This window comes from Amycolatopsis sp. NBRC 101858 (genome assembly GCF_030269325.1).
In the GTDB taxonomy this organism is placed as follows: Bacteria; Actinomycetota; Actinomycetes; order Mycobacteriales; family Pseudonocardiaceae; genus Amycolatopsis; species Amycolatopsis ponsaeliensis.
Genome location: NZ_BSTD01000001.1, coordinates 636,681 through 656,931, shown reverse-complemented (window position 1 = coordinate 656,931; position 20,251 = coordinate 636,681). Strand labels below are relative to the sequence as shown.

Here is a 20,251-nt window from a genome sequence, read left to right as displayed (position 1 = left end):
GGGCTCACCCCGTGGTGCTGGTCGTGGTGGTTTCGGTGGGCGTGCTCGCCGAGTCGTTCGGCGTGCTGGCCGGCGCCGTCGTGCTGGTCGTCGGCGTGGTGCTCGTGGTCTCCGGCGGCGGCGTCGTGGACGACGGCGGGGTGGTCGTCGGGTCCGTGGTCGGCGTTCCCGGCGTCGTGGTCGGGGTGGACGACGGCGCCGTGCTGGTCGGCGACGTCACCGTGCCCGGCAGCGAGCCCGGCGGCTGGGCCACCACCGGCGGTGCGGGCGGGGCCGGCGCGCCGACCGGGCCACCCGCGGCGGCCGCGTCCGGCGCGTTGGGCGCGCCGATCGGGACCTGGCTGTCGGGCAGCTGGGCGACACCGCCGCGGTAGGCCGAGGCCCACGCCATGACGGTGTCCACATAGGACTGGGAGTTGTTGTAGCGGCGGACCGCGATGCGTTGTCCGGCGTCGGTCGAGAGGTCGAGCCCGCCGGAGCACAGGTAGCGCCCGGTGGCCAGGGCCTCGTCGTAGATGTTGTTCGGGTTCGAGACGCCGTCGCCGTTGCCGTCGGAGGCGTAGCCCTTCCACGTGGCCGGGATGAACTGCGTCGGGCCGACCGCGCGGTCCCAGACGGCGTCGCCGTCGTACTTGCCGCCGTCGGTGTCGGGGATCGCGGCGAACGCGCCGGCACCGTTGAGCACCGGGCCGAGGATCGGCTCGAGGGTGTCGCCGTTGGCGTTGACGTACCCGCCGCGCGCGTGGTTCGACTCGATCCGGCCGATGCTCGCGATCAGCGCCCAGTCGAGGTGGCAGTTCGGCTGCTCCTTGGCCAGGATGTCGGCCGCGTTCTGGTACGCCTTGAGCATGCTCCCCGGGATGCCGAGCGGCCCGGAGATGCCCGCCGAGCCGGCGTGCCCGCCGGGCACGACCAGCGGCGTCGGCAGCGGCGGCTGGGGGAGGCTGCCGTCGACGGCGATCGGCGGCATGACGATGTTCGGCGGCTGCAGCGGAGCGGCCTGGTCGGGCAGGGCGTCCCCGGCGCCGGCGATGACGACCGGCGTGGGCAGGCCGGTGGTCAGCGTGGGCAGCACGACGAGCGCGCCGCCGGCGAGCGCGGCCGCGGTGCGGCGGACCCCGCGCGTGCCCTTGCGACGTGGCCGGTGCTTCGGCATGGTCGTCCCCGCTTCCCTCGATCTTCGCTGATCGCCTCACCCGATCGGCCCCACCCACCGGTACTGACCGGTAGGAGCAAGCTATCCGATGGAAGCGAACTTTGGCGAATGGCACAGCGAAATCGGGGCCGCGAAGAGAAGTTCGTCCTGATGGCACAAAACCTTCGTAGGGAATCTGTCACATTCACCAAGACTTAACGCAGTGCTGAGGACAGTTTGTCCAGCAGGACACCGGGTACGGCGATCCCGCGGTGCGTCACGTCCGAAGAAAACCGCCGGACGAGCGAATCCGATGGCGTCGCGGTGAACGTGACGACGTCGCGGTGCAGAGCGGGCTTCAGCCGCCGCAGCGCCCCGGCGAACGTACGCGTCAGCGCCGTCGTCGGAATCAGGGCCACGCCCAGCCCGGCCGCCGCGAGCTGCGCCGCCGTCGCCGCCTGCTTCGTCCGCATCACCGCGTCGAGCACCGTTCCGCGTTGCGCGGCTTGCTCGTCGAGCCAGGCGCCGAGGCCGTTGTCCGGGTGGTAGTGCACGATCGGCACCCCGGCGAGGTCGGGCATCGGTACCGCCGCCCGGGTGGCGAGCGGGTGATCTTGGGCCAGTGCGACGACGATCTCTTCGCGTCCCACCACTTCGACCGCCCCGGTCCAGCGGCTCGGCCGCGGGCCGACCGCGACGTCGGCTTCGCCTGCTTCCAGGGCCGCCACCAGCGCGTCCGCGCTCGTCGTCTCGGTCAGCGTGATCAGCACGCCCGGGCGGTGCCGGTGCCAGTTGCGCAGCACGGGGGCGAGCAGCCCGGCGGTCATGGTCTCCGCGCACGCGATCCGCAGCGTGCCCTCACCGCCGCCGGCGACCGCGCGGCCGGCCCGGACCACGCGCTCGGCGGCGGCCAGCGCGGCCCGCGCGTCGGCCAGGACCGCCCGGCCGGTGGCGGTCGGCCGGACCCCGCGCGGCAGCCGTTCGAGCACCGGCGTGCCCAGTTCCCGTTCGAGCGCGCCGATCTGGTGCGACAGCGCGGGCTGCGAGAGGTGCAGCCGGGCGGCCGCCTCGGTGATCGACCCGGCGTCGAGCACCGCGACCAGGCACTCGAGCGCGCGCAGCGTAGGCATTCGCCGATTCTATCGCAGCCATCGAAAACATTCGGATCGCGACGGGATTGTTCCGGCCGCCGCGGGCGCTGACTCCCGGTGTGCGAGACGAAAGGAGCACGGAAATGTCGTTCGAAGGAAAGCGGCTGGTCGTCGTCGGCGGTGGTTCGGGGATCGCGCGCCGGATCGCGGCGGACGCCCACGCGGCGGGTGCCGAAGTCATCCTGGCCGGGCGGAATCCGGCGCGGATCGACAGTCCCGGTATTCACGCCGCATTCGCGGATCTCGGGGATGAATCGTCACTGAAAGCGCTTGCCGCCGAAGTGGGCGAACTCGACTACCTGATCTCGCTCGCCGGGGCGCCGGCGAACGGGCCGGTCACCGGACTCGAGCGGGACGCGGTCACCCGGGCGTTCGACGCCAAGGTGATCGGGCCGCTGCTGCTGGCCAAGCACTTCGCCCCGCGATTCCGTGCGGGCGGCGCCATCGCGTTGTTCTCCGGAGTCGCGGCGTGGCGGCCGGCACCCGAGCGCACGGTCATGGCGACGACCAACGGCGCCGTCGCGTTCCTCGCGCAGGCGCTCGCGGTCGACCTCGCGCCGATCCGCGTCGTCGCGATCTCGCCGGGCATCGTCGACTCCGGCGCGTGGGACCGCCTCGGTGCCGGGAAGGACGATTTCTTCCGCCGGACCGCGGAAACGAATCCGGCGCGCCGCGTCGGCGCGGCGGCGGACGTCGCGGCGGCGACCCTGCAGGCGCTGGCGAACCCGTTCGTCACGGGCACCGTGCTGCACGTGGACGGTGGCGGCCGGCTCGCCTGAAACTCTGGGTGAGCGAGCCTTTACAGAACCCCGGACCATTCCTATGATCGGCCGTCCGGACGCGGGCACGGCGTCCGGACGGCCCAAGGTGGAGGGTTTGATGGCACGCAGGGCTCCGCGCAGCGAGGCGATCACCGTGGCCGAGCTGCTGGTCCGGTCCACGACGGAAGGCCGGCCCGGCACGCCCCCGCGGCACCGGGAGAAACCGCCGGGCCTGGCCCGGCTGCGGGTGGTGTCCGTGGTCGCCGGCGCGCTGGCGTTGACCGGCGGGGTCGCCGCGGCGGTGTCGATGCCGGTCGAGCGGAGCGCGGGCGCGGCCTGGCCGCCGGTCGGCCTGGAACCCGTGTCCGCGCCGTTGGTGCCGCTGCACGGGGACGTCGTGATCCCGCCCGCGAAGCCGGCTCCGGAATCCGTGGTTCCGTCGGTCGAACCGGGCGGAATCATGCCTGCTGCCGTGGTCAAGGATTCGAATTCCGGACCCACGCCCGCCCATCGCGGAAAGCTCGCGAAAGCGGTGAAGATCGTCGGGAAGGCGAAACCGAAACCGAAGCCGTCGCCGAAGAAGGCGGCTCCGGTGCGGCACGCGATACCGGACGTCCCGTCCTGGTCGCGCGGCCATCACGACGGCGGGCACCACCACGGCTGCGGCGGTGGTGGCCGCCACCGCCGGTGACCCTAGGAGTCGAGCGGGATCTGGTACTGCATGAACCCCTTGTCGAGGGCGACCTGGTCGTAGAGGCGCCGGGCGGTGGTGTTCGAGGTCTGCGTGTGCCAGTAGACGCGGACGCAGCCCCGCTCGCGCGCCCAGCCGGCGACGGCCTCGATCAGCGCCCGGCCGACCCCGCGCCCCCGGGCCTTGCTGTCGGTGAACAGGTCCTGCAGGTAGCAGACGTCGGCGGACGTCGTGCTGACGTGCGTGAAGAAGTGGACGATGCCGACGAGCTCGCCGTCGAGCCGCGCGCCGAGCGCGTGCATCCGTTCGCCGGTGCCGAACTCGCGCCACGCGCGGTCCATCAGCTCGGGCGCGAGCGTCCTGCCGTAGAACGTGTTGTAGCCGGCGAACAGGTTTTCCCAGGCCGGACGGTCTTCCGCGGTCAAGCCCCCAATGGTGATCATGCGCCGAGGCTAGCGCCGGCTGACCGGTTCGCGGGACACACTGGACACAACTCGTCAGTAAGGTGACGAACCCGAAACAGATTCATAGAATCAGCAGCCAGCAGGTCTTGGTGGGTCGAAATCAGCGGAGGTTCCCGATGGCGCGCACGGCGCACCGTGCCAGTGGCAAGCCCGTCACGGTGGGGGAGCTGATGCTCCGGCCGGACGTCCACGGCCGACGCCGGCCCGAGGACCTCGAGGTGCTCGAGCTCGCCTACCGGATGCGCCGCCGCGTCGGCCCGGAGCCCGTCGTGGCCCGGACGCCGCGGTCCCGCGCGCTGGCCGTGGTCACCGGCCTCTGGCGCCGCAAGCCGCGGTAGCCCCCACTCGCGCTCTTCTCGCAGGCCACCCTCCCCGAGGGTGGCCTTTTTCGTGCCCGCTCCTGCACGCGTCTGCGCATCGACTGCGCAAACATGCTCGATACGCCGATTGACGATGCACAAAACTGCACCTACCGTGACAGCTGTTGCGCACAACCGGCACAGAGGGGGAGTTCATGAGCGGGACCTTCATGGCGGCGGAGATCGCCAGCCAGCCCGGCTGCTGGCGCGAGGCCGGCGCGTTCGCCGCCGCGAACACCGCGCTGCTGCCCGCGCCGGGGGCCCGGGTGGCGATCGTCGGCTGCGGCACGTCGTGGTTCGTCGGCCAGGCCTACGCCGTGCTGCGCGAAACCGCCGGGCTCGGCGAGACCGACGCCTTCGCCGCGTCCGAGTTCCCGGCCGGGCGCACCTACGACCACGTGCTCGCGCTGAGCCGGTCCGGCACCACCACCGAGGTGCACACCCTGCTCGCGCGGCTGCGCGGCCGCACCAGGACCACCGCGATCACCGGGGTGCCCGCCGCGATCGCGGGCGCCGCCGACGCCGTCGTCGACCTCTCCGCGGTCGACGAACGCTCGGTCGTGCAGACCCGGTTCGCCACCACCGCGCTCGCGATGCTGCGCGCGCACCTCGGCGAGGACCTGACCGCCGTCGTCGCGCAGGCCGAGCAGGTGCTGGCCGAGCCGCTGCCGGAGCCGCTGGTCGGTGCCGGGCAGTTCAGCTTCCTCGGCACCGGCTGGTCGGTCGGGATCGCGAACGAAGCCGCACTCAAGTTCCGCGAGGCGTGCCTGCTGTGGACGGAGTCCCATCCCGCGTGGGACTACCGGCACGGCCCGATCAGCATCAGCGAGCCCGGCCGCGTGACCTGGATGTTCGGCCGCGCACCCGGCGGCCTCGCCGACGACGTCCGCCGCGCGGGCGGCACCTTCGTCGAGAGCGGCCTCGACCCGCTCGCCGACCTGGTCCGCGCCCAGCTCGTGGCCGCGGCGATCGCCCGGCGCAAGGGCCTGGACCCGGACCACCCGCGCGGCCTCACGCGATCCGTCGTCCTCACATGATCGTCACCGTGACGCCGAACGCCGCGCTCGACGTCACGTACACAGTGGACAGCCTGGTGCCGGACGCCGTGCACCGGGCACGCGACGTCCGGCACCGCGCGGGCGGCAAGGGCGTGAACGTCGCCCGCGTGCTGCACGCGCTCGGCGCCGACGTCCGCGCCGTCACCACGGCGGGCGGCGCGACCGGGGCCGAGTTCGCGGCCGACCTCGGCGCGGCCGGGCTGCCCGCGGACCTCGTGCCGATCGACGGCGAGACGCGCCGGACCACCACCGTGCTGTCCGTTGTGGACGGTTCGGTCACCCTCCTCAACGAGCCGGGACCGGAGCTGAGCGCGGCCGAATGGGCGCTGCTGGCCGGGCGGGTCCGGCACCGCGAACCCGAGGTGCTGGTCTGCTCCGGCAGCCTGCCGCCGGGTGCGCCGCCGGACGGGTACGCGCGGCTGCTCACCGGCACGACGTCCGTTTTGGACACTTCGGGCCCGGCGCTGCTGGCCGGACTGGCCGGCCGCCCGACCGTCGTCAAGCCCAACCTCGACGAGCTTCGCGAGGTCACCGGCGTGGCCGACCCGGTCGCCGCCGCGCAGGAGTTGCGCACCGCCGGGGCCGGCGCCGTCGTCGTCTCGCTCGGCGCCGACGGCCTGCTCGCGGTCACCGCCGCCGGGACCTGGCGCGCGACGCCGTCGGCCGTGCTCACCGGCAACAGCACCGGCGCGGGCGACGCCGTGGTCGCGGCGCTCGCGCTCGGGCTCTGCCGCCGCGAGCCGTGGCCGGAGATCCTGCGCCGGGCCGTCGCGCTGTCCGGCGCGGCCGTGCTCGGGCCGCTCGCCGGCGACGTCGACCTCGCCCACTACCACCGGGAGCTGGCCGCGGTGCGCGTCCGGCCGGAAGGGGAGTCCTGATGCCGCTGGTCAGCACCGGGGAGATCGTCGCGGAGGCCGTGTCGGCCCGGCGGGGCTGCGGCGCGTTCAACGCGATCCAGCTGGAACACATCACGGCGATCGTCGAGGGCGCGGCGCTGGCCGATGCACCGGTGATCGTGCAGCTCAGCCAGAACGCCGTGCGCTACCACGGGGCACTGGCCCCGATCGGCGGCGCCGCGTTGGCCGCGGCCCGTGCGGCCGAGGCACGCGTCGCCGTGCACCTCGACCACGCCGAGTCCCGGGAGCTGGTGCGCGAAGCCGTCGCGCTCGGGTTCGGCTCGGTCATGTTCGATGCGTCCAAACTGGACTACGCCGACAACGTGCGCGAGACCCGCGAGGTCGCCGCGTTCTGCCACGACCACGGCGTCTGGGTGGAGGCCGAGCTCGGCGAGATCGGCGGGAAGGACGGCGTGCACGCGCCGGGTGCCCGCACCGATCCCGGCGAGGCCGCGGAGTTCGCCGCCGCCACCGGCGTCGACGCGCTCGCGGTGGCCGTCGGCAGCTCGCACGCGATGCTGACCCGGGACGCCACTTTGGACTTCGACCTCATCGCGCGGCTGCGCGAGCGGGTTCCGGTGCCGCTGGTGCTGCACGGCTCGTCCGGGGTGTCCGACGAAGGGCTCGCCGAAGCGGTGCGGGCGGGGATGACGAAGGTCAACATCGCGACGCAGCTCAACAAGGTGTTCACCGCGGCCGCCGCGGGTGACTGGCGGGCGCACCCCGAGCGCGTCGACCCGCGGAAGTACCTGGGTGCCGGACGCGACGCCGTCATGACCGAAGTGCGGCGATTGTTGCGGCTACTTGTGTTGACAGATGCTTGAAAGCCCATAAAACTGCGCACTAATGTGCAGAACTTGCGCGATATATTCGATCTCGACCGGGTGGTGGCGGATGCGACGAAGCAAAGTCATGGCGTGTGCGGTGGGGGCCTCACTCCTCCTGGCGGGCTGCGGTGGGGGCGCCGACACGGGCAGCGGAACCGGCGAGAACGCGCTGCCCGGGGTCGACCAATACCTCACCGCGCCGTGTCCCGAGGCCGCCGGCAAACCGGCCGGGGACCAGGAGTTCACCTACTGGGCGATGTGGACCGCCGACGAGCCGCAGGGCAAGGTCCTGCAGAAGGCGTTCAAGTGCTTCCAGGAGAAGACCGGCGTCAAGGTGAACGTCCAGTGGCTCGGGCGCAAGGCCTACACGCAGAACCTGGTGCCCGCGCTGAACACCGACGCCGTGCCGGACCTGTTCGACCAGGACGTCAGCAAGGTCGGCGCGGCGATCATGACCCCGGGCGGCACGCAGAGCGTCGACGACGTCTTCGCGATGAAGGTCGGCGAGGGCGACAAGACGGTCAAGGACGTGCTTTCGCCGAGTTCCTACGACTTCCCGCAGAACAAGGACCGCGAGGGCCACAACTTCATGGTCCCCTACACCGTGCAGTCCAGTGCCTGGTGGTTCGACAAGGCCGCCGGTGACGTGCAGCAGCCGAAGACCATGGACGACCTGGTCGCGTTGTTCGACAAGGCGAAGGCCGACGGCAAGGCCGCGATCAGCCAGGACGGCGACATCCCGTTCTACAACATGTACTTCTTCACCCAGCTCGCCGAGCGCTTCGTCGGGTCGGGCGGGCTGAACAAGGCCGCGACCGACCAGACCGGGCAGCTCTGGAAGTCCGATCCCGGCTTCCTCGAGGCCGCGATCGAAACCGCGAAGCTGCCGAAGTACTTCATCGACGGCTGGGACGCGGCGAAGTTCCCGCAGGTGCAGCAGCGCTGGGCCGACGGTGACTCGCGCTACCTCTACGTCGGCACCTGGGCGCCGAGCGAGACGCGGGAGTACCTCGACAAGCAGGGCGCCGGGACGAAGATCGACTACGGCTCGTTCCAGTTCCCGATGCCGGCCGGCGCCACGCACGACACGGTCGAGCAGATGTCGATCGGCTTCGCGGTGCCCAAGAAGGCCCGGCACGCCGAGGCGGCCAAGGCGTTCATCGCGTACTTCCTGAACAAGGACATCCTCTCCGGCATCCCGGCGGTGGCCGACAACCTGGTGCCGCGCGCCGACCTCGCCGTGCCGGACGACCTCAAGCAGGTCAAGGCCGCGATGGACGATCCGAAGAAGGAGCACGTCCTGCAGTACGACGGGATCGACGGCATCGCGGGCGGCAAGTGGCAGACCGACGTGTTCGACCCGGCGGACACCGCGTTGCTGAAGGGGCAGATCACGCCGCAGCAGTTCGTGGACCAGCTCGCCGCGAAGGGCGCCGAGTTCTGGAAGAACCAGAGCTGATGGCGACGCTCACGACGGCACCGGCGTCCCGGGTTTCGGAGACCCGCGACGTCGGTGGCGCGCACCTGCGCCGCAAGAGGCGGCTGTTCTGGCCGTTCGCGGCGCCGGCTTTGGTGCTGTACCTGGCTTTCCTGGTCGTGCCGACGCTCGCGACCGTGGTCCTGAGCTTCACCAGCTGGGCCGGCGCGGGCGACACGCCGCAGCCCGACGGCGTCACCAACTACACGCGGATGTGGGCGAGCGACTCGTTCCAGTACGCGTTCCGCAACACGCTCGTGTACGTGTTCCTCGGTGGCATCGGCACGTTCGCGCTGGCGTTCCTGTTCACCATGGTGCTGCGGGACATGCGCGGCGGCAAGGTCGTCCGGGCGATCCTGTTCTTCCCCAACATCGTCGCGCCGGTGGCGCTGGGGATGTTCCTCGGGTTCGTGTTCAAGTACCAGCCGGGGAAACAGGGCCTCGCGAACTTCGTGCTGGAGCACGCGGGTGCCGACGCGGCGAAGTTCCTGGCCCCGGCCAACGTGACCGGCGTCGTGACGGCGTCGCTGATCTGGGCCAGTTCCGGCTTCTACATCACGATCCTGATGGCCGCGGTCGACCGGATCCCGCCGTACCTCTACGAGGACGCCGAGCTGGGCGGCGCGTCGCCGTGGCAGAAGTTCCGGAACATCACGCTCCCGATGACGTGGGACGTCGTCGGCGTAGCGGGTGTCCTGTGGACGATCAACGCGCTGAAGATCTTCGAGCTGGTGTTCGTGCTGGCCGGGCCGGGGACGTACGCCCCGCCGAACCAGGCGTGGACGCTCGGGGTCTACGTGTTCGACCGGACCTTCGGCTCGAACGGGACGCCGGACTTCGGGGCCGCCTGTGCCTGCGCGGTGGCGATGATCGCGCTGGTCTCGGTGCTCGTCGTGCTGTTGAGGCGGGTGATGCGCCGTGACGCTCTCCAGTTCTGAAACTCGCAAACCTCCGCGCAAGCCGCGACCGGCGCCCGGGTCGCGCCGGTTCAGCCCGCTGCGGCTGCTGGGGTCGTCGATCGTCTGGCTGTTCACAGCCGGCAACGTGCTGGTGCTGTACTGGCTGCTCACCGCCGCGTTCAAGACGCAGGTGGAGATCTTCACCAAGCCGTTCGCGCTGCCGTACCAGTGGTTCCACCTCGGCAAGCCGTTCCGCAACTTCGCGTACGCGTGGAACAACGCGGGGTTCGGCGACGCGGTGCTGACGACGGTGGTGCTGGTCGGGCTGGCGACCGTGGCGACGGTCGCGGTGTCGGCGCCGTGTGCGTACGCGCTGACGAGGCTCGGCGTGCGCGGGTCCGGGCCGCTGACGAACGGGGTCGCGATCGGCATGGGCGTGCCGTTCCAGACGGTGATCATCCCGCTGTTCGTGGTGCTGAGCCGGATCCACCTGGACAACGAGTACGGGCTGTTCGTGCTGTACGTCGCGTTGTCGATCCCGTTCACGGTGTTCTTGTTGACGGGGTTCTTCCGGTCCTTGCCGGACGAACTGGAAGAAGCCGCGGCGCTGGACGGCGCGTCGCCGGTGCGGACGTTCTTCTCGGTGATGCTCCCGCTGGCCCGCGGCGGGCTGATCACGGCGTTGACGCTGAACGCGATCGGCCTGTGGAACGAGACGCTGCTGGCGATCGTGTTCCTGAAGGACCAAGCGCACTTCACGTTGTCCCGCGCACTGTTCACGTTCTACGGGGCGGCGAGCTACCAGTCGGAGTACGGCGGCCTGATCGCCGGCGTGGCGATCGTGGTGCTCCCGATGCTGGTGCTGTACCTCGTGCTCGCCCGCCGGATCATTTCCGGCCTGACGCTCGGCGCAGGGAAGTAGGACGCGATGGCCACGGTGACCTTTTCGGACGCGACGCGGTTCTACGCGGGCGTGGACCGCCCGGCCGTCGACGGCTTGGACCTTTCGGTGTCCGACGGGGAGTTCCTGGTGCTGGTCGGCCCGTCGGGCTGCGGCAAGTCGACGACGCTGCGGATGCTGGCGGGCCTGGAAGGCGTCGACGACGGTTCGATCCACATCGGAGCGCGCGACGTCACGATGTTGCCGCCCAAGGACCGGGACATCGCGATGGTGTTCCAGAACTACGCGCTGTACCCGCACATGACGGTCGGGGAGAACATCGGTTTCCACCTGAAGCTGGCGCACGTCCCCGCAGCGGAGCGTCAGCGCCGGGTTTCCGAAGCGGCGAAGGTGCTGGACCTGACGGCGTACCTGGACCGCAAGCCGGCCCGTCTCTCGGGCGGCCAGCGCCAGCGGGTGGCGATGGGCCGGGCGATCGTGCGCGAGCCGAGCGTGTTCCTGATGGACGAACCACTGTCCAATTTGGACGCGCAGTTGCGGGTCCAGACGCGGACGCAGATCGCCTCGCTGCAGCGGCGGCTGGGCATCACGACGCTGTACGTGACCCACGACCAGGTCGAGGCGATGACCATGGGCGACCGGGTGGCGGTCCTGCGCGACGGAGTGCTGCAGCAGTGCGACACCCCGATCGGCCTGTTCGCCCGCCCGGCGAACGTGTTCGTGGCGGGGTTCATCGGGTCCCCGGCGATGAACTTGCTGACGACGACGGCAGACGGGCCGTGGTCGGTCCCGCTGACGCCCGCGCAGCGTTCGGCGTTGACGGGGCCGGGTGTGGTGGTGGGGGTGCGCCCGGAGGGGTGGACGATCGGGTCGGGGGTCGACGCGGTGGTCGAGGTGGTGGAGGAGCTGGGGAGTGACCAGTACCTGTACTGCCGGACGGAGTCGTCTTCGGAGGTGCTGACGGTGCGGACACCGGGGATGGCGCCGTGGCAACGGGGGGAGGCGATCAAGCTGGCGCCGAAGAGGGAGTCGGTCCACTTGTTCGACGCGGCGACGGGGGCGCGGTTGCCTTGACGGGGTGAGCCGCTCCCACGGCGTGCCGCGGTGCAGACTCCACCTTCGATGCAGCATACTGCTCGAAACGGCGGCCAACAGCGCACCCTCGTGCGCGATGGGTCACCGAGAGTCAAGCTAGGGAGTTTCGCCGATGGCCCGGCACGAACGGTTGACCACCCTGCTGGACATGCTGGGGCAGCGGGAAAAGATCGACGTCGAGGACGTCGCCGTGGAGCTGGACGTCTCCGCCGCCACCATCCGGCGGGATCTCGACCACCTCGCCGAACAGCAGCTGCTCACGCGCACGCGCGGTGGCGCCGTGGCCAACGACCTCGCCTATGACCTCCCCCTGCGCTACAAGACCGCGCGGCACGTCCCCGAAAAGCAGCGGATCAGTGCCGCCGCCGCCGCGTTCGCCGCCAAGGGGATGGTCGTCGGCCTCAACGGGGGGACCACCACCGCCGGGGTCGCGCGGGCGCTCGCCATCCGGTCGGACCTGGGCAGCCGGGGGGACTCGCCCGGCATCACCGTTGTCACCAACGCGCTGAACATCGCGCACGAGCTCGCCGTGCGGCCGAACGTCAAGATCGTCGTCACCGGCGGTGTCGCGCGGCCGCAGTCGTTCGAACTGAGCGGGCCGCTCGCCACCCGCGTGCTCAGTGAGCTCACCATCGACCTGTTGTTCCTCGGCGTCGACGCCTTCGATCCCGACGCCGGCGCCTTCGCCCACCACGAGGGCGAGGCCAGCATCAACCGGCTGATGGTCGAGCGCGCCGAGCGCGTGGTCGCCGTCGCCGACGGCTCGAAGCTGGGCCGGCGCGCCTTCGCCCGGATCTGCGAGACGACGCAGGTGCACGCCCTCGTCACCGACACCGACGCCGATCCGGAGGCCGTGCGGGCCTTCGAAGCCGCCGGGGTCGAAGTTCAGGCGGTGTGAGCCAACGCCAGTTCGAGCACGCGATGGCCGGCCGCGGACGGATGGACGTCGCAGGCTCCGGTCGGCAGCTTGATCAGCAGCCCCGCCGCGCACGGGTCGCCGCCCGCGCGCAGGGAGGCCAGGAAGAACGCCGTGAAGCCGTCCGCGATCTTGCCGTGATAGCGGCGCGTCACCTGGGTCAGTGCCGCGTTGATCGCCTTCACCTGCGCCACCTGGGCCGGGTCGCGGTAGTCGAGGGAGTAGTACGACACCAGCACGAGGTCGCCGCGGTACTGCTCGCGCACCGCGCCGAGGATCGCCGCTAGGTTCCGGCTCACCTGGCCGAGCGCGATCTGGAAGTCCGGGCCCGTGCACTGGTCCGGCGTCGTGTCGCGGCACAGGAACATGTCGTTCGCGCCGATCGTCAGGGTCACCAGCCGCGTGTCCCGGTGGGCCCGCAGGTACCGCACGGCGTAGTCGATCTGGCTGCCCGGATAGGAGACGTGCAGCGGGTACGCGAGCCGGTAGCCGTTCTCACAGCCGTTGCTCGGCGCGCTGACCTTCAGCAAGCTTCCCGTCGTCTCGCCCGGACACGACGCATTGGCCAGCCGAAGCCCGCGCAGGGACGCGTATTTCTCCGCGTAGCCCCTGAAGTTCGACGCATTCGAGTAGTCGGCACCCGCGTCGGGCCGGTAGCCGAACGCGACGGAGTCACCCAGCGCGAGATACCGGCCCGTCGTGGCTTCCGCCGGTGCGGTGAGAAGGGACGAAGCGGCGATCACGGCCGCCGCGGTGGCGAAGAATCGACGAATCACCCTCGGCTCCCTTCGCGTGGCCGGGACGATTGTCCTCGCCCCGGCCACGCAACGGAAGCGTCAGAAGCCGATCGCCGCCGGTGGTTTCGGCCCGGCGACGCGGGCTTCGGGCGTCCCCGGCTCGACCGCCGCGCAGTGCGTCCCGCGCGGCGGGAGCTTGCCGCTGATCAGGTAGTCGTCGGTCGCCTTGATCACGCACTGGCTGTTCTTGCCGTACGCGCCGTGGCCCCAGCCGTCGTAGGTGAGCAGGGTGCTGCCGCTCTGCCGGGCCGCGGCCTGCGACCACGCGTACGGCGTCGCCGGGTCGTACTTGCTGCTCAGCATCAGCAGCGGCGGCGCGCCGTGCACCTGCAGCGGGTGCTGCGGGTTGCTCGCCTTGTTCGGCCAGCCGATGCACCCGGTGACCGCCTGCCAGCCCAGGGAGTTCACCTTGACGTCCGGCGCGAGGGCCGCGGCCGTCCGCCGGTAGGCCTCGAGCTCGGCGTAGTTGTGCACCGGCAGCTTCCAGTCGTCGCAGAACACGCTCTGGAAGACGTTGTTGACCGGGATGTCTTCCTTCAGCTGCGCCGACGCGGCGGGCGGGGTGCCGTCCGCGAACGACTTGAGGACCGACGCGAGCCGATCCCAGCTCGGGCCGTAGAAGGAGCCCTGGAAGATCCCGGCGAGCGAAAGCGGGGTGACGGCCTCGCCGCTCTGCGGATCCTTCAGCTCCCCGCGCGCGGCCTTGTCCTGCAGGTCGCGCGTCAGCTTCGAGACGTCCCGGCCGTGCAGCGCGCAGCCCGGCGTCCGGCCGCACCACGCCACGAACTCGCCGAACTCCGCCTGCACCGACTGCGTTTCGCTGTTCAGGAACTCGAACGCCGTGACCTGCGAGTGGTCCATGTTGCTGTCCAGCACGAGCGCGCGGACCTTGTCCGGGAACAGCTCGGCGTACTGCTGGCCCATCAGCGTGCCGTAGGAAACCCCGTAGTACGTCAGCTTCTTCTCGCCGAGCGCGGCGCGGATGGCGTCCATGTCCCGCGCGACGCTCACGGTGTCGCCGAACTGCCCCAGCGGCCCGGAAAGCTTGTTGCAGCTATCGCCGAGCTTGCGGTTGTACGCCGCGAGCTGGTCGAACTCGGCCTGGTTGCGCGGCACCTCCGGGTGGTCGGCGATGACCTCGTCGAGCCCGCACTTGATCTGCGTGCTGTCGCCGACGCCGCGCGGGTCGAAGCCCACGGTGTCGAAGCGCTTGGTGATCTCCGGCGAGAGCGACCAGCCGCCCTTGACCTCACCGGCACCCGGCCCGCCGGGGCCGCCCGGGTCCATCAGGACCGATCCGATGCGGGCCTGCGGGTCCGTCGCCTTGCGCCGGGCGAGCGCGATGCTCGCCGTGCCCCGGTCCGGGTGCGCCCAGTCGATCGGCACGGTCACCGTGCCGCAGTCCACCCCGGGCGCGTCCGCGCACGGTTTCCAGTCGATCGACGGGGCGGCCGACGCGGGCGCCGCCGCCAGCAAGCTCCCCAGCACCGCCGTCGCCGCCGCGGCCGTCACCAGCCGCCTCGATACCCCCGCCATCGTCAGCCCTTCCCCTTACCGACCGTGGTTGACCGGCTCCAGGAAATCACCAAACCGGTGATCGCGCCAGGTTCCCAGGTGGATCACCCCGTGACGTCCACTGTGGACGATCGCTCGGCGTGCCGGAGCCGTCCGGCGGCCACCGCGCCCAGCACGCAGACGATTCCCAGCACCCCGAACGCCCAGCCGAACCCGGTCGCCGGGCCGGTGGCGAGGCCGCGGGACAGCACGATCACGCACACCGCGCCCCCGGCCGCGCCACCCACGCGCATGACGATGTTGACCAACGCCGTCGCGTGGCCCAGTTCGGCCGCACCGACCGACGCGTACGCCGCCGTCGACGCGGGCATGATCGACAGCCCGAGTCCCGCGCCGCGGACGACGAGCAGCGCCTGGACCAGCCACATCGGGGTGTCCGGGCCGAGCCACGGCAGCGGGACGGTGCTCGCCAGCACGACCAGTGACCCGGTGAGCGCTACGGTTCCCCCGCCGTGGCGGTCGGTCAGCCGGCCCGCCACGAGCACGAACACCGTCGTCGCCAGGCCCATCGGTGCGAGCAGGACACCCGTCTCGGCCGGCCCGGCGCCGAGCCGGACCTGGAACCACAGCGGCAGCAGCAGGACCGCGCCGAACATCCCGGCGCCGGCCAGCAGGACGGCCGCCAGCGCCGAGCCCATCACGGGCCGGGCGGCCAGCCGCAGGTCCAGTACCGGGTGCCGCACGCGCAAGGATCGCCAGACGAAGATCGCCAGCGCGAGGGCGCCGACGGCCGCCAGCACGGCGTCGAGCTCGGTGAGCGTGTAGACCAGCAGCGGCAGGCCGAGCGAGACGAGCAGCAGCCCCGGCCAGTCCATCGGCGGCGGCTGCCCGCGGTCGCCGCGCGGAACGTACCGCAGCGCGAGGCCGAACGCGACCAGCCCGATCGGCAGGTTGAGCCAGAACAGCACCGGCCACGAGAAGTGCGCGAGCAGGAAGCCGCCGACGCTCGGCCCGACGACCGGCGCCAGCCCGACGACCAGGCCCAGCGTGCCCATGGTGCGGCCGAGCCGCTCCGGCCCGACGGCCAGCCCGATCACGGTCTGCCCGGCGGTGACCATGACGCCGGTGGCCATGCCCTGCAGCGTGCGGAAGGCGATCAGCGTGCCGGCGTCCGGGGCGAGCGCGCAGGCCACCGACGTCAGGAGGAACGCCCCCAGCGCCCAGAGCCACAGCCGTCCGGCGCCGAGCCGTTTCACCAGCCACGGGGTGAGGGGCAGGGCCGCCGAAAGGCCGAGCAGGAACGCCGTCGCCACCCACTGGATCTCGATGAGGCTGACCCCCAGGCGCAGCCTCATCGACTCCAGCCCGACCGCGACGATCGAGCCGTCCATGTTGCCCAGGAACCCGCCGAGCGCCATGACGCCGGAGGCGATCCAGACGGTGCGCGGGATGGGAGGAGCAGTCATGGTGGCGACGGTAAAAGCTGAAGCAAGGTCGAAGTCAACCTCGGCCGCGCGATCGCTGAGCTGCCGGGACTGTCCATCGAGGAGGAATCTCAGTGAAGCTGCTGGTCACGGGGGGCGCGGGCTACATCGGAAGCGTGGTGACCCGAGCGCTCCTGTCGGCCGGGCACGACGTGGAGGTGCTGGACGACCTGTCGACCGGGCACCGCGCGAGCGTGCCGGACGGCGTGGCGTTCCACGAAATGTCCGTGCACGACGCGGCTCGGGTGCTGACTCCCGAAGCGGGTTTCGAGGGCGTGCTTCACTTCGCGGGGCGGATCGAGGTCGCGGAGTCCGTCGCCCGGCCGGACGTCTACTGGGACGTCAACGTGCGTGGCTCCCTCGCCCTGCTGGAAGCCGCCCGCGCGGCGCGCGTCCGGCGCCTGATCTTCTCGTCGACCGGTTCGATGTACCGGGGCGAGGGCGACGAGAAGCTCGCCGAGACCGCCAGGGTGGACCCGCGCAATCCCTATGCGGCCAGCAAGCTCATGGTCGACCTGATGGTGGCCGCGGAAGCCGCGGCGTTCGGCCTCGGTGCGACGAGCCTGCGCTACTTCAACGCGGCGGGCGCGGTCGGCGAGCTCGGTGAGCGGCACGATCCGGAGAGCCACCTCATCCCGATCGTGCTGCAGGTCGCGGCCGGCAAGCGGGAGCGGCTGCAGCTGTACGGCAACGACTACCCGACCCCCGACGGCACTTGCGTGCGGGACTACATCCACGTCGCGGACCTGGCCACCGCGCACGTGCTCGCGCTGGAAGCGATCGAGCCCGGCCGGCACGAGATCTACAACCTGGGCAACGGCAACGGCTACACCAACCTGCAGGTGGTGGAAGCCGCCCGCGAGATCACCGGGCACCCCATCCCGGTGGTGCTCGCCCCACGGCGCAGTGGCGACGCGGTCGTCACCGTTGCGAGCAGCGAGAAAGCCCGGAAGGACCTCGGGTGGCAGCCTGGCCGGCCCGACCTGCGCGACATCGTGGCCGACGCCTGGACCTTCCACACCCGGCACCACTGACCCCGCGCCGTCAGGGGCGGGTGGAGCTGCCCCGGACGATGAGCTGCGCCGCCATCGTCGTCGTGGTCGCGGCGCGGGAAGTGCCGTCGGCGATGCGGTCGAGCAGGAGGCGGGCCGCGAGCTGGCCCATCGCGTGGGCGGGCTGGGCGAGCACCGTCAGCGCCGGGGAGATCAGCGTCGCCCACGGGGCGTCGTCGAACGACACGATCCCGACGTCGCGGCCGGCGCGCCGGCCCAGCTCCGCCAGCACCTGCAGCACGCCGACCGACATCGTGCTGCTGGACACCAGGAGTGCGTCCGGCGGGTCGGGTTTCGTCAGCAGCTGCGTCGCGGCCTCCCGGCCACCGTTCTCGCGGAATTCGCAGCGGCGCACCAATTTCGCCGCGTACTTCCGGCCCGCCTCGCGGAGCCCGTCGCGGTAACCGTCGAGCCGGTCGTCCGCCGTGGTGACGCCCGGCGGGCCGGCGATGCAGCCGATCCGTTGGTAGCCCTGGGAAACCAGGTGCGACACGGCGTCACGGGCCGCGGCGCGGGAATCCAGCAGCACGGCGTCGCAGTCCGCCGAAGCGAGGCGCCGGTCCACCGTCACGATCGGCGTCCGGTGCGTGGTCAGCGGCCGGACGTCGCTGTCACCCGTGGTCGGCGACATGATCACGCCGGCGAGCCGCTCCTGGGCCGCAACCTCGACGTACCGGCGTTCCTTGGCGGTGTTCTCGTCGGAGTTGCACAGCATCACCGAGTACCCGGCGGCCTGCGCCGTGTCCTCGACCCCGCGCGCGATCGCCGTGAAGAACGGGTTCTCGACGTCGGAGATGATCAGCGCCAGCACCGCGGTCTCGCGGCGGCGCAGGCTGCGCGCCAGGCCGTTCGGCGTGTAGCCGAGCTCTGCCACGGCCCTGGCCACGCGCTCGGCGAGCACCGGGTCCACAGTGGACTTGCCGTTGAGCGCCCTCGACACGGTCGCGGTCGAGACGCCGGCCAGCGCCGCCACGTCGGAGATCGTCGCCACCGGTGTCCTCGTTCGTGTTCGTTGACAGTGCTTCCGGCACACCATAGCGTGGTGGTAATCGATTTCCCGCAGTTTGGTCCGTGGAGGGGCGGATGACGGGACTGCTGCTCGGCGTGGACATCGGCACCGCCAGCTCGAAGGGCGTGCTGGTGGACCCCGGCGGCGCCGTGCTCGCCCGGTCGGTCCGCGAGCACGCCGTCTCGACGCCGCGGCCGGGCTGGTTCGAGCACGACGCCGAAACGGTCTGGTGGGCGGACTTCACCGGGATCGTCGCCGACCTGCTGCGCGCGGCCGAAGGGCGCCCGCTCGCCGGGCTCGGGATCAGCGGCATCGGGCCGTGCCTCCTCCCGGCCGACGCCGGCGGCACGCCGTTGCGGCCGGCGATCCTCTACGGCGTCGACACCCGGGCGGGCGCGGAGATCGCCGAGCTGAACGACGAGCTCGGCGCGGAGAAGATCCTGGCGCGCGGGGGTTCGCCGCTGACGAGCCAGGCGGTCGGGCCGAAGGTGCGCTGGCTGGCGCGCCACGAGCCGGACGTCCACGCGCGCACGAAGAAGCTGCTGATGTCGAGCTCCTTCCTGGTGCACCGGCTGACCGGCCGGTACGTCCTCGACCACCACTCGGCGAGCCAGTGCACGCCGATGTACGACCTGGTCGCCGGCGACTGGGCCGCGGACTGGGCTGAGCGCGTCGCGCCCGGGGTGGCGCTGCCGGAACTGCTGTGGCCGACCGAGATCGCCGGGGAGGTCACCGCGGCTGCGGCCGCGCTCACGGGACTGCCCGCGGGCTTGCCGGTGACGGCGGGGACGGTCGACGCCTGGGCCGAGGCGTCGAGCGTCGGCGTCCGCGAGCCGGGCGACGTCATGGTCATGTACGGAACGACGATGTTCCTGGTCCAGGTGCTGACCGAGCCACGCCCGCACCCGGGGCTGTGGGGCACGCGCGGGGTCGTCCCGGGCAGTTTCACGCTGGCGGCGGGCATGGCGACGTCCGGCGCGGTGACCGACTGGCTGCGGAAACTCGTCGGAGCTTCCTTCGGAGACCTGGTGGCGGAGGCGGCTTCGGTGCCGGCGGGCAGCCGCGGGCTCCTCCTGCTGCCGTACTTCGCGGGGGAGCGGACGCCGCTGTTCGACCCGGCCGCGCGCGGGGTGCTGGCCGGGCTGACGACGTCGCACGGCCGAGCCGAGATCTACCGCGCGGCGTTGGAAGGGATCGCGTACGGCGTGCGGCACAACCTCGAGGCGATGGCAGCCGCGGGAGGTGCGGCGGGCCGGCTGGTCGCGGTCGGCGGCGGGACCAAGGGCGGGCTGTGGACGCGCATCGTCTCGGACGTCACGGGGCTGCCGCAGCAGATCCCGGCGGAGACGATCGGCGCGTGCCTGGGCGACGCGCTCCTCGCGGCGGAGGCGGTGGGGATGGACGCCGCGCGCGGGAACCCGATCGCCGCGACGGTGACCCCGGACCCGGCGAACCACGAGCGGTACGAGGAGTTCTACCGGCACTACCGGGCGCTGTACGAGGCAACGGCGGAGACGGCGCACTTCCTGGCGGCCCAGCAGCACGCGACGTCCTGACCGGGCTGCTCCGGCCGAGGTGGCGCGGGGTCACCGGCGGAGGCGGCGTTGTTGCTGACGGCGGGTAGCGCGGGCGCCGTCGGCGGAGGCGGCGTTGTTGCTGACGGCGGGTAGCGCGGGCGCCGTCGGCGGAGGCGGCGTTGTTGCTGACGGCGGGTAGCGCGGGCGCCGTCGGCGGAGGCGGCGTTGTTGCTGACGGCGGGTAGCG

20 protein-coding genes are annotated in these 20,251 nt (G+C 71.7%); 13 read left to right on the top strand and 7 right to left on the bottom strand.

Going from position 1 to position 20,251, the window contains the following annotated elements; translation table 11 throughout:
- Positions 1 to 4 precede the first annotated feature (4 nt).
- Positions 5 to 1,156, bottom strand: a complete 1,152-nt coding sequence (locus QSK39_RS02995) for a lytic transglycosylase domain-containing protein (protein WP_285476126.1) — start codon at positions 1,154 to 1,156, stop codon at positions 5 to 7.
- A 194-nt stretch (positions 1,157 to 1,350) separates the two neighbouring features.
- Positions 1,351 to 2,265 carry a LysR family transcriptional regulator gene (locus QSK39_RS02990; protein WP_285476125.1) on the bottom strand — a complete coding sequence of 305 codons (915 nt, stop codon included), beginning with the start codon at positions 2,263 to 2,265 and terminating at the stop codon, positions 1,351 to 1,353.
- A 104-nt stretch (positions 2,266 to 2,369) separates the two neighbouring features.
- Here QSK39_RS02990 and QSK39_RS02985 point away from each other — a divergent pair, with 104 nt between their 5' ends.
- Complete coding sequence (locus QSK39_RS02985) at positions 2,370 to 3,065, top strand: SDR family oxidoreductase (RefSeq protein ID WP_285476124.1); 696 nt, start codon at positions 2,370 to 2,372, stop codon at positions 3,063 to 3,065.
- A 100-nt stretch (positions 3,066 to 3,165) separates the two neighbouring features.
- Complete coding sequence (locus QSK39_RS02980; RefSeq protein WP_285476123.1) at positions 3,166 to 3,738, top strand: hypothetical protein; 573 nt, start codon at positions 3,166 to 3,168, stop codon at positions 3,736 to 3,738.
- Between the two features lie 2 nt (positions 3,739 to 3,740).
- Here QSK39_RS02980 and QSK39_RS02975 read toward each other — a convergent pair whose 3' ends face one another.
- The gene (locus tag QSK39_RS02975; RefSeq protein ID WP_285476122.1) at positions 3,741 to 4,181 is read right to left on the bottom strand and encodes a GNAT family N-acetyltransferase; all 441 of its coding nucleotides are present in this window, start codon (positions 4,179 to 4,181) and stop codon (positions 3,741 to 3,743) included.
- A 137-nt stretch (positions 4,182 to 4,318) separates the two neighbouring features.
- Between QSK39_RS02975 and QSK39_RS02970 the strand changes: the two genes are divergently transcribed.
- The 9 genes from QSK39_RS02970 (at position 4,319) to QSK39_RS02930 (ending at position 12,612) form a co-directional block, all read left to right on the top strand.
- Positions 4,319 to 4,540, top strand: coding sequence for a hypothetical protein (locus tag QSK39_RS02970; RefSeq protein WP_155541377.1), 222 nt, complete (start codon positions 4,319 to 4,321; stop codon positions 4,538 to 4,540).
- 176 nt (positions 4,541 to 4,716) lie between these two features.
- Positions 4,717 to 5,598 carry an SIS domain-containing protein gene (locus tag QSK39_RS02965; RefSeq protein ID WP_285476121.1) on the top strand — a complete coding sequence of 294 codons (882 nt, stop codon included), beginning with the start codon at positions 4,717 to 4,719 and terminating at the stop codon, positions 5,596 to 5,598.
- Complete coding sequence (locus tag QSK39_RS02960) at positions 5,595 to 6,497, top strand: 1-phosphofructokinase family hexose kinase (protein ID WP_285476120.1); 903 nt, start codon at positions 5,595 to 5,597, stop codon at positions 6,495 to 6,497. Before QSK39_RS02965 ends, QSK39_RS02960 begins: the two co-directional genes overlap by 4 nt.
- Entirely contained in the window at positions 6,497 to 7,339 is an 843-nt protein-coding gene (locus QSK39_RS02955) for a class II fructose-bisphosphate aldolase (protein ID WP_285476119.1), read from the top strand. Before QSK39_RS02960 ends, QSK39_RS02955 begins: the two co-directional genes overlap by 1 nt.
- An 88-nt stretch (positions 7,340 to 7,427) precedes the next feature.
- On the top strand, positions 7,428 to 8,801 hold the full coding sequence (locus QSK39_RS02950; RefSeq protein WP_502873267.1) for an ABC transporter substrate-binding protein: 1,374 nt from the start codon (positions 7,428 to 7,430) through the stop codon (positions 8,799 to 8,801).
- Positions 8,801 to 9,757: a carbohydrate ABC transporter permease gene (locus QSK39_RS02945; protein ID WP_285476117.1), complete on the top strand. Its 957-nt coding sequence runs from the start codon at positions 8,801 to 8,803 to the stop codon at positions 9,755 to 9,757. The genes QSK39_RS02950 and QSK39_RS02945 overlap by 1 nt, the downstream gene beginning before the upstream one ends.
- On the top strand, positions 9,738 to 10,640 hold the full coding sequence (locus QSK39_RS02940; RefSeq protein ID WP_285476116.1) for a carbohydrate ABC transporter permease: 903 nt from the start codon (positions 9,738 to 9,740) through the stop codon (positions 10,638 to 10,640). Before QSK39_RS02945 ends, QSK39_RS02940 begins: the two co-directional genes overlap by 20 nt.
- Positions 10,641 to 10,646: 6 nt before the next feature.
- Entirely contained in the window at positions 10,647 to 11,693 is a 1,047-nt protein-coding gene (locus tag QSK39_RS02935; RefSeq protein ID WP_285476115.1) for an ABC transporter ATP-binding protein, read from the top strand.
- A gap of 133 nt (positions 11,694 to 11,826) precedes the next feature.
- Positions 11,827 to 12,612: a DeoR/GlpR family DNA-binding transcription regulator gene (locus QSK39_RS02930; protein ID WP_285476114.1), complete on the top strand. Its 786-nt coding sequence runs from the start codon at positions 11,827 to 11,829 to the stop codon at positions 12,610 to 12,612.
- Here QSK39_RS02930 and QSK39_RS02925 read toward each other — a convergent pair.
- The 3 genes from QSK39_RS02925 to QSK39_RS02915 all read right to left on the bottom strand — a co-directional run bounded on the left by QSK39_RS02925 (position 12,600) and on the right by QSK39_RS02915 (position 16,408).
- A complete protein-coding gene (locus tag QSK39_RS02925) occupies positions 12,600 to 13,406 on the bottom strand; it encodes an SGNH/GDSL hydrolase family protein (protein WP_285476113.1) in 807 nt (268 codons plus the stop codon). The two genes, QSK39_RS02930 and QSK39_RS02925, sit on opposite strands and share 13 nt — an antisense overlap.
- Positions 13,407 to 13,466: 60 nt before the next feature.
- Entirely contained in the window at positions 13,467 to 14,963 is a 1,497-nt protein-coding gene (locus QSK39_RS02920; protein ID WP_285476112.1) for an alpha/beta hydrolase, read from the bottom strand.
- A gap of 83 nt (positions 14,964 to 15,046) precedes the next feature.
- Positions 15,047 to 16,408: an MDR family MFS transporter gene (locus QSK39_RS02915; protein ID WP_285476111.1), complete on the bottom strand. Its 1,362-nt coding sequence runs from the start codon at positions 16,406 to 16,408 to the stop codon at positions 15,047 to 15,049.
- Positions 16,409 to 16,500: 92 nt separating this feature from the next.
- Between QSK39_RS02915 and galE the strand changes: the two genes are divergently transcribed.
- Positions 16,501 to 17,460, top strand: coding sequence for a UDP-glucose 4-epimerase GalE (gene galE, locus QSK39_RS02910; RefSeq protein WP_285476110.1), 960 nt, complete (start codon positions 16,501 to 16,503; stop codon positions 17,458 to 17,460).
- A 10-nt stretch (positions 17,461 to 17,470) separates the two neighbouring features.
- Here the strand turns inward: galE and QSK39_RS02905 are convergent, their stop codons facing one another.
- Positions 17,471 to 18,469 (bottom strand): LacI family DNA-binding transcriptional regulator, encoded by a 999-nt coding sequence (locus QSK39_RS02905; protein ID WP_285476109.1) that lies wholly within the window; start codon positions 18,467 to 18,469, stop codon positions 17,471 to 17,473.
- Between the two features lie 92 nt (positions 18,470 to 18,561).
- Between QSK39_RS02905 and QSK39_RS02900 the strand changes: the two genes are divergently transcribed.
- The gene (locus QSK39_RS02900) at positions 18,562 to 20,043 is read left to right on the top strand and encodes an FGGY-family carbohydrate kinase (RefSeq protein WP_285476108.1); all 1,482 of its coding nucleotides are present in this window, start codon (positions 18,562 to 18,564) and stop codon (positions 20,041 to 20,043) included.
- The last annotated feature ends 208 nt before the right edge of the window (positions 20,044 to 20,251 follow it).

What these genes read in the sequence shown, in the direction of transcription:
- QSK39_RS02930 (WP_285476114.1), top strand. Translation starts at nt 11,827, where the DNA reads ATGGCCCGGCACGAACGGTTGACCACCCTGCTGGACATGCTGGGGCAG.
- QSK39_RS02920 (WP_285476112.1), bottom strand. Translation starts at nt 14,963, where the DNA reads ATGGCGGGGGTATCGAGGCGGCTGGTGACGGCCGCGGCGGCGACGGCG.
- QSK39_RS02950 (WP_502873267.1), top strand. Translation starts at nt 7,428, where the DNA reads ATGGCGTGTGCGGTGGGGGCCTCACTCCTCCTGGCGGGCTGCGGTGGG.
- QSK39_RS02985 (WP_285476124.1), top strand. Translation starts at nt 2,370, where the DNA reads ATGTCGTTCGAAGGAAAGCGGCTGGTCGTCGTCGGCGGTGGTTCGGGG.
- QSK39_RS02915 (WP_285476111.1), bottom strand. Translation starts at nt 16,408, where the DNA reads ATGACTGCTCCTCCCATCCCGCGCACCGTCTGGATCGCCTCCGGCGTC.
- QSK39_RS02965 (WP_285476121.1), top strand. Translation starts at nt 4,717, where the DNA reads ATGAGCGGGACCTTCATGGCGGCGGAGATCGCCAGCCAGCCCGGCTGC.
- QSK39_RS02975 (WP_285476122.1), bottom strand. Translation starts at nt 4,181, where the DNA reads ATGATCACCATTGGGGGCTTGACCGCGGAAGACCGTCCGGCCTGGGAA.
- QSK39_RS02900 (WP_285476108.1), top strand. Translation starts at nt 18,562, where the DNA reads ATGACGGGACTGCTGCTCGGCGTGGACATCGGCACCGCCAGCTCGAAG.
- QSK39_RS02995 (WP_285476126.1), bottom strand. Translation starts at nt 1,156, where the DNA reads ATGCCGAAGCACCGGCCACGTCGCAAGGGCACGCGCGGGGTCCGCCGC.
- QSK39_RS02945 (WP_285476117.1), top strand. Translation starts at nt 8,801, where the DNA reads ATGGCGACGCTCACGACGGCACCGGCGTCCCGGGTTTCGGAGACCCGC.
- QSK39_RS02980 (WP_285476123.1), top strand. Translation starts at nt 3,166, where the DNA reads ATGGCACGCAGGGCTCCGCGCAGCGAGGCGATCACCGTGGCCGAGCTG.
- QSK39_RS02960 (WP_285476120.1), top strand. Translation starts at nt 5,595, where the DNA reads ATGATCGTCACCGTGACGCCGAACGCCGCGCTCGACGTCACGTACACA.
- QSK39_RS02955 (WP_285476119.1), top strand. Translation starts at nt 6,497, where the DNA reads ATGCCGCTGGTCAGCACCGGGGAGATCGTCGCGGAGGCCGTGTCGGCC.
- QSK39_RS02935 (WP_285476115.1), top strand. Translation starts at nt 10,647, where the DNA reads ATGGCCACGGTGACCTTTTCGGACGCGACGCGGTTCTACGCGGGCGTG.
- QSK39_RS02990 (WP_285476125.1), bottom strand. Translation starts at nt 2,265, where the DNA reads ATGCCTACGCTGCGCGCGCTCGAGTGCCTGGTCGCGGTGCTCGACGCC.
- QSK39_RS02970 (WP_155541377.1), top strand. Translation starts at nt 4,319, where the DNA reads ATGGCGCGCACGGCGCACCGTGCCAGTGGCAAGCCCGTCACGGTGGGG.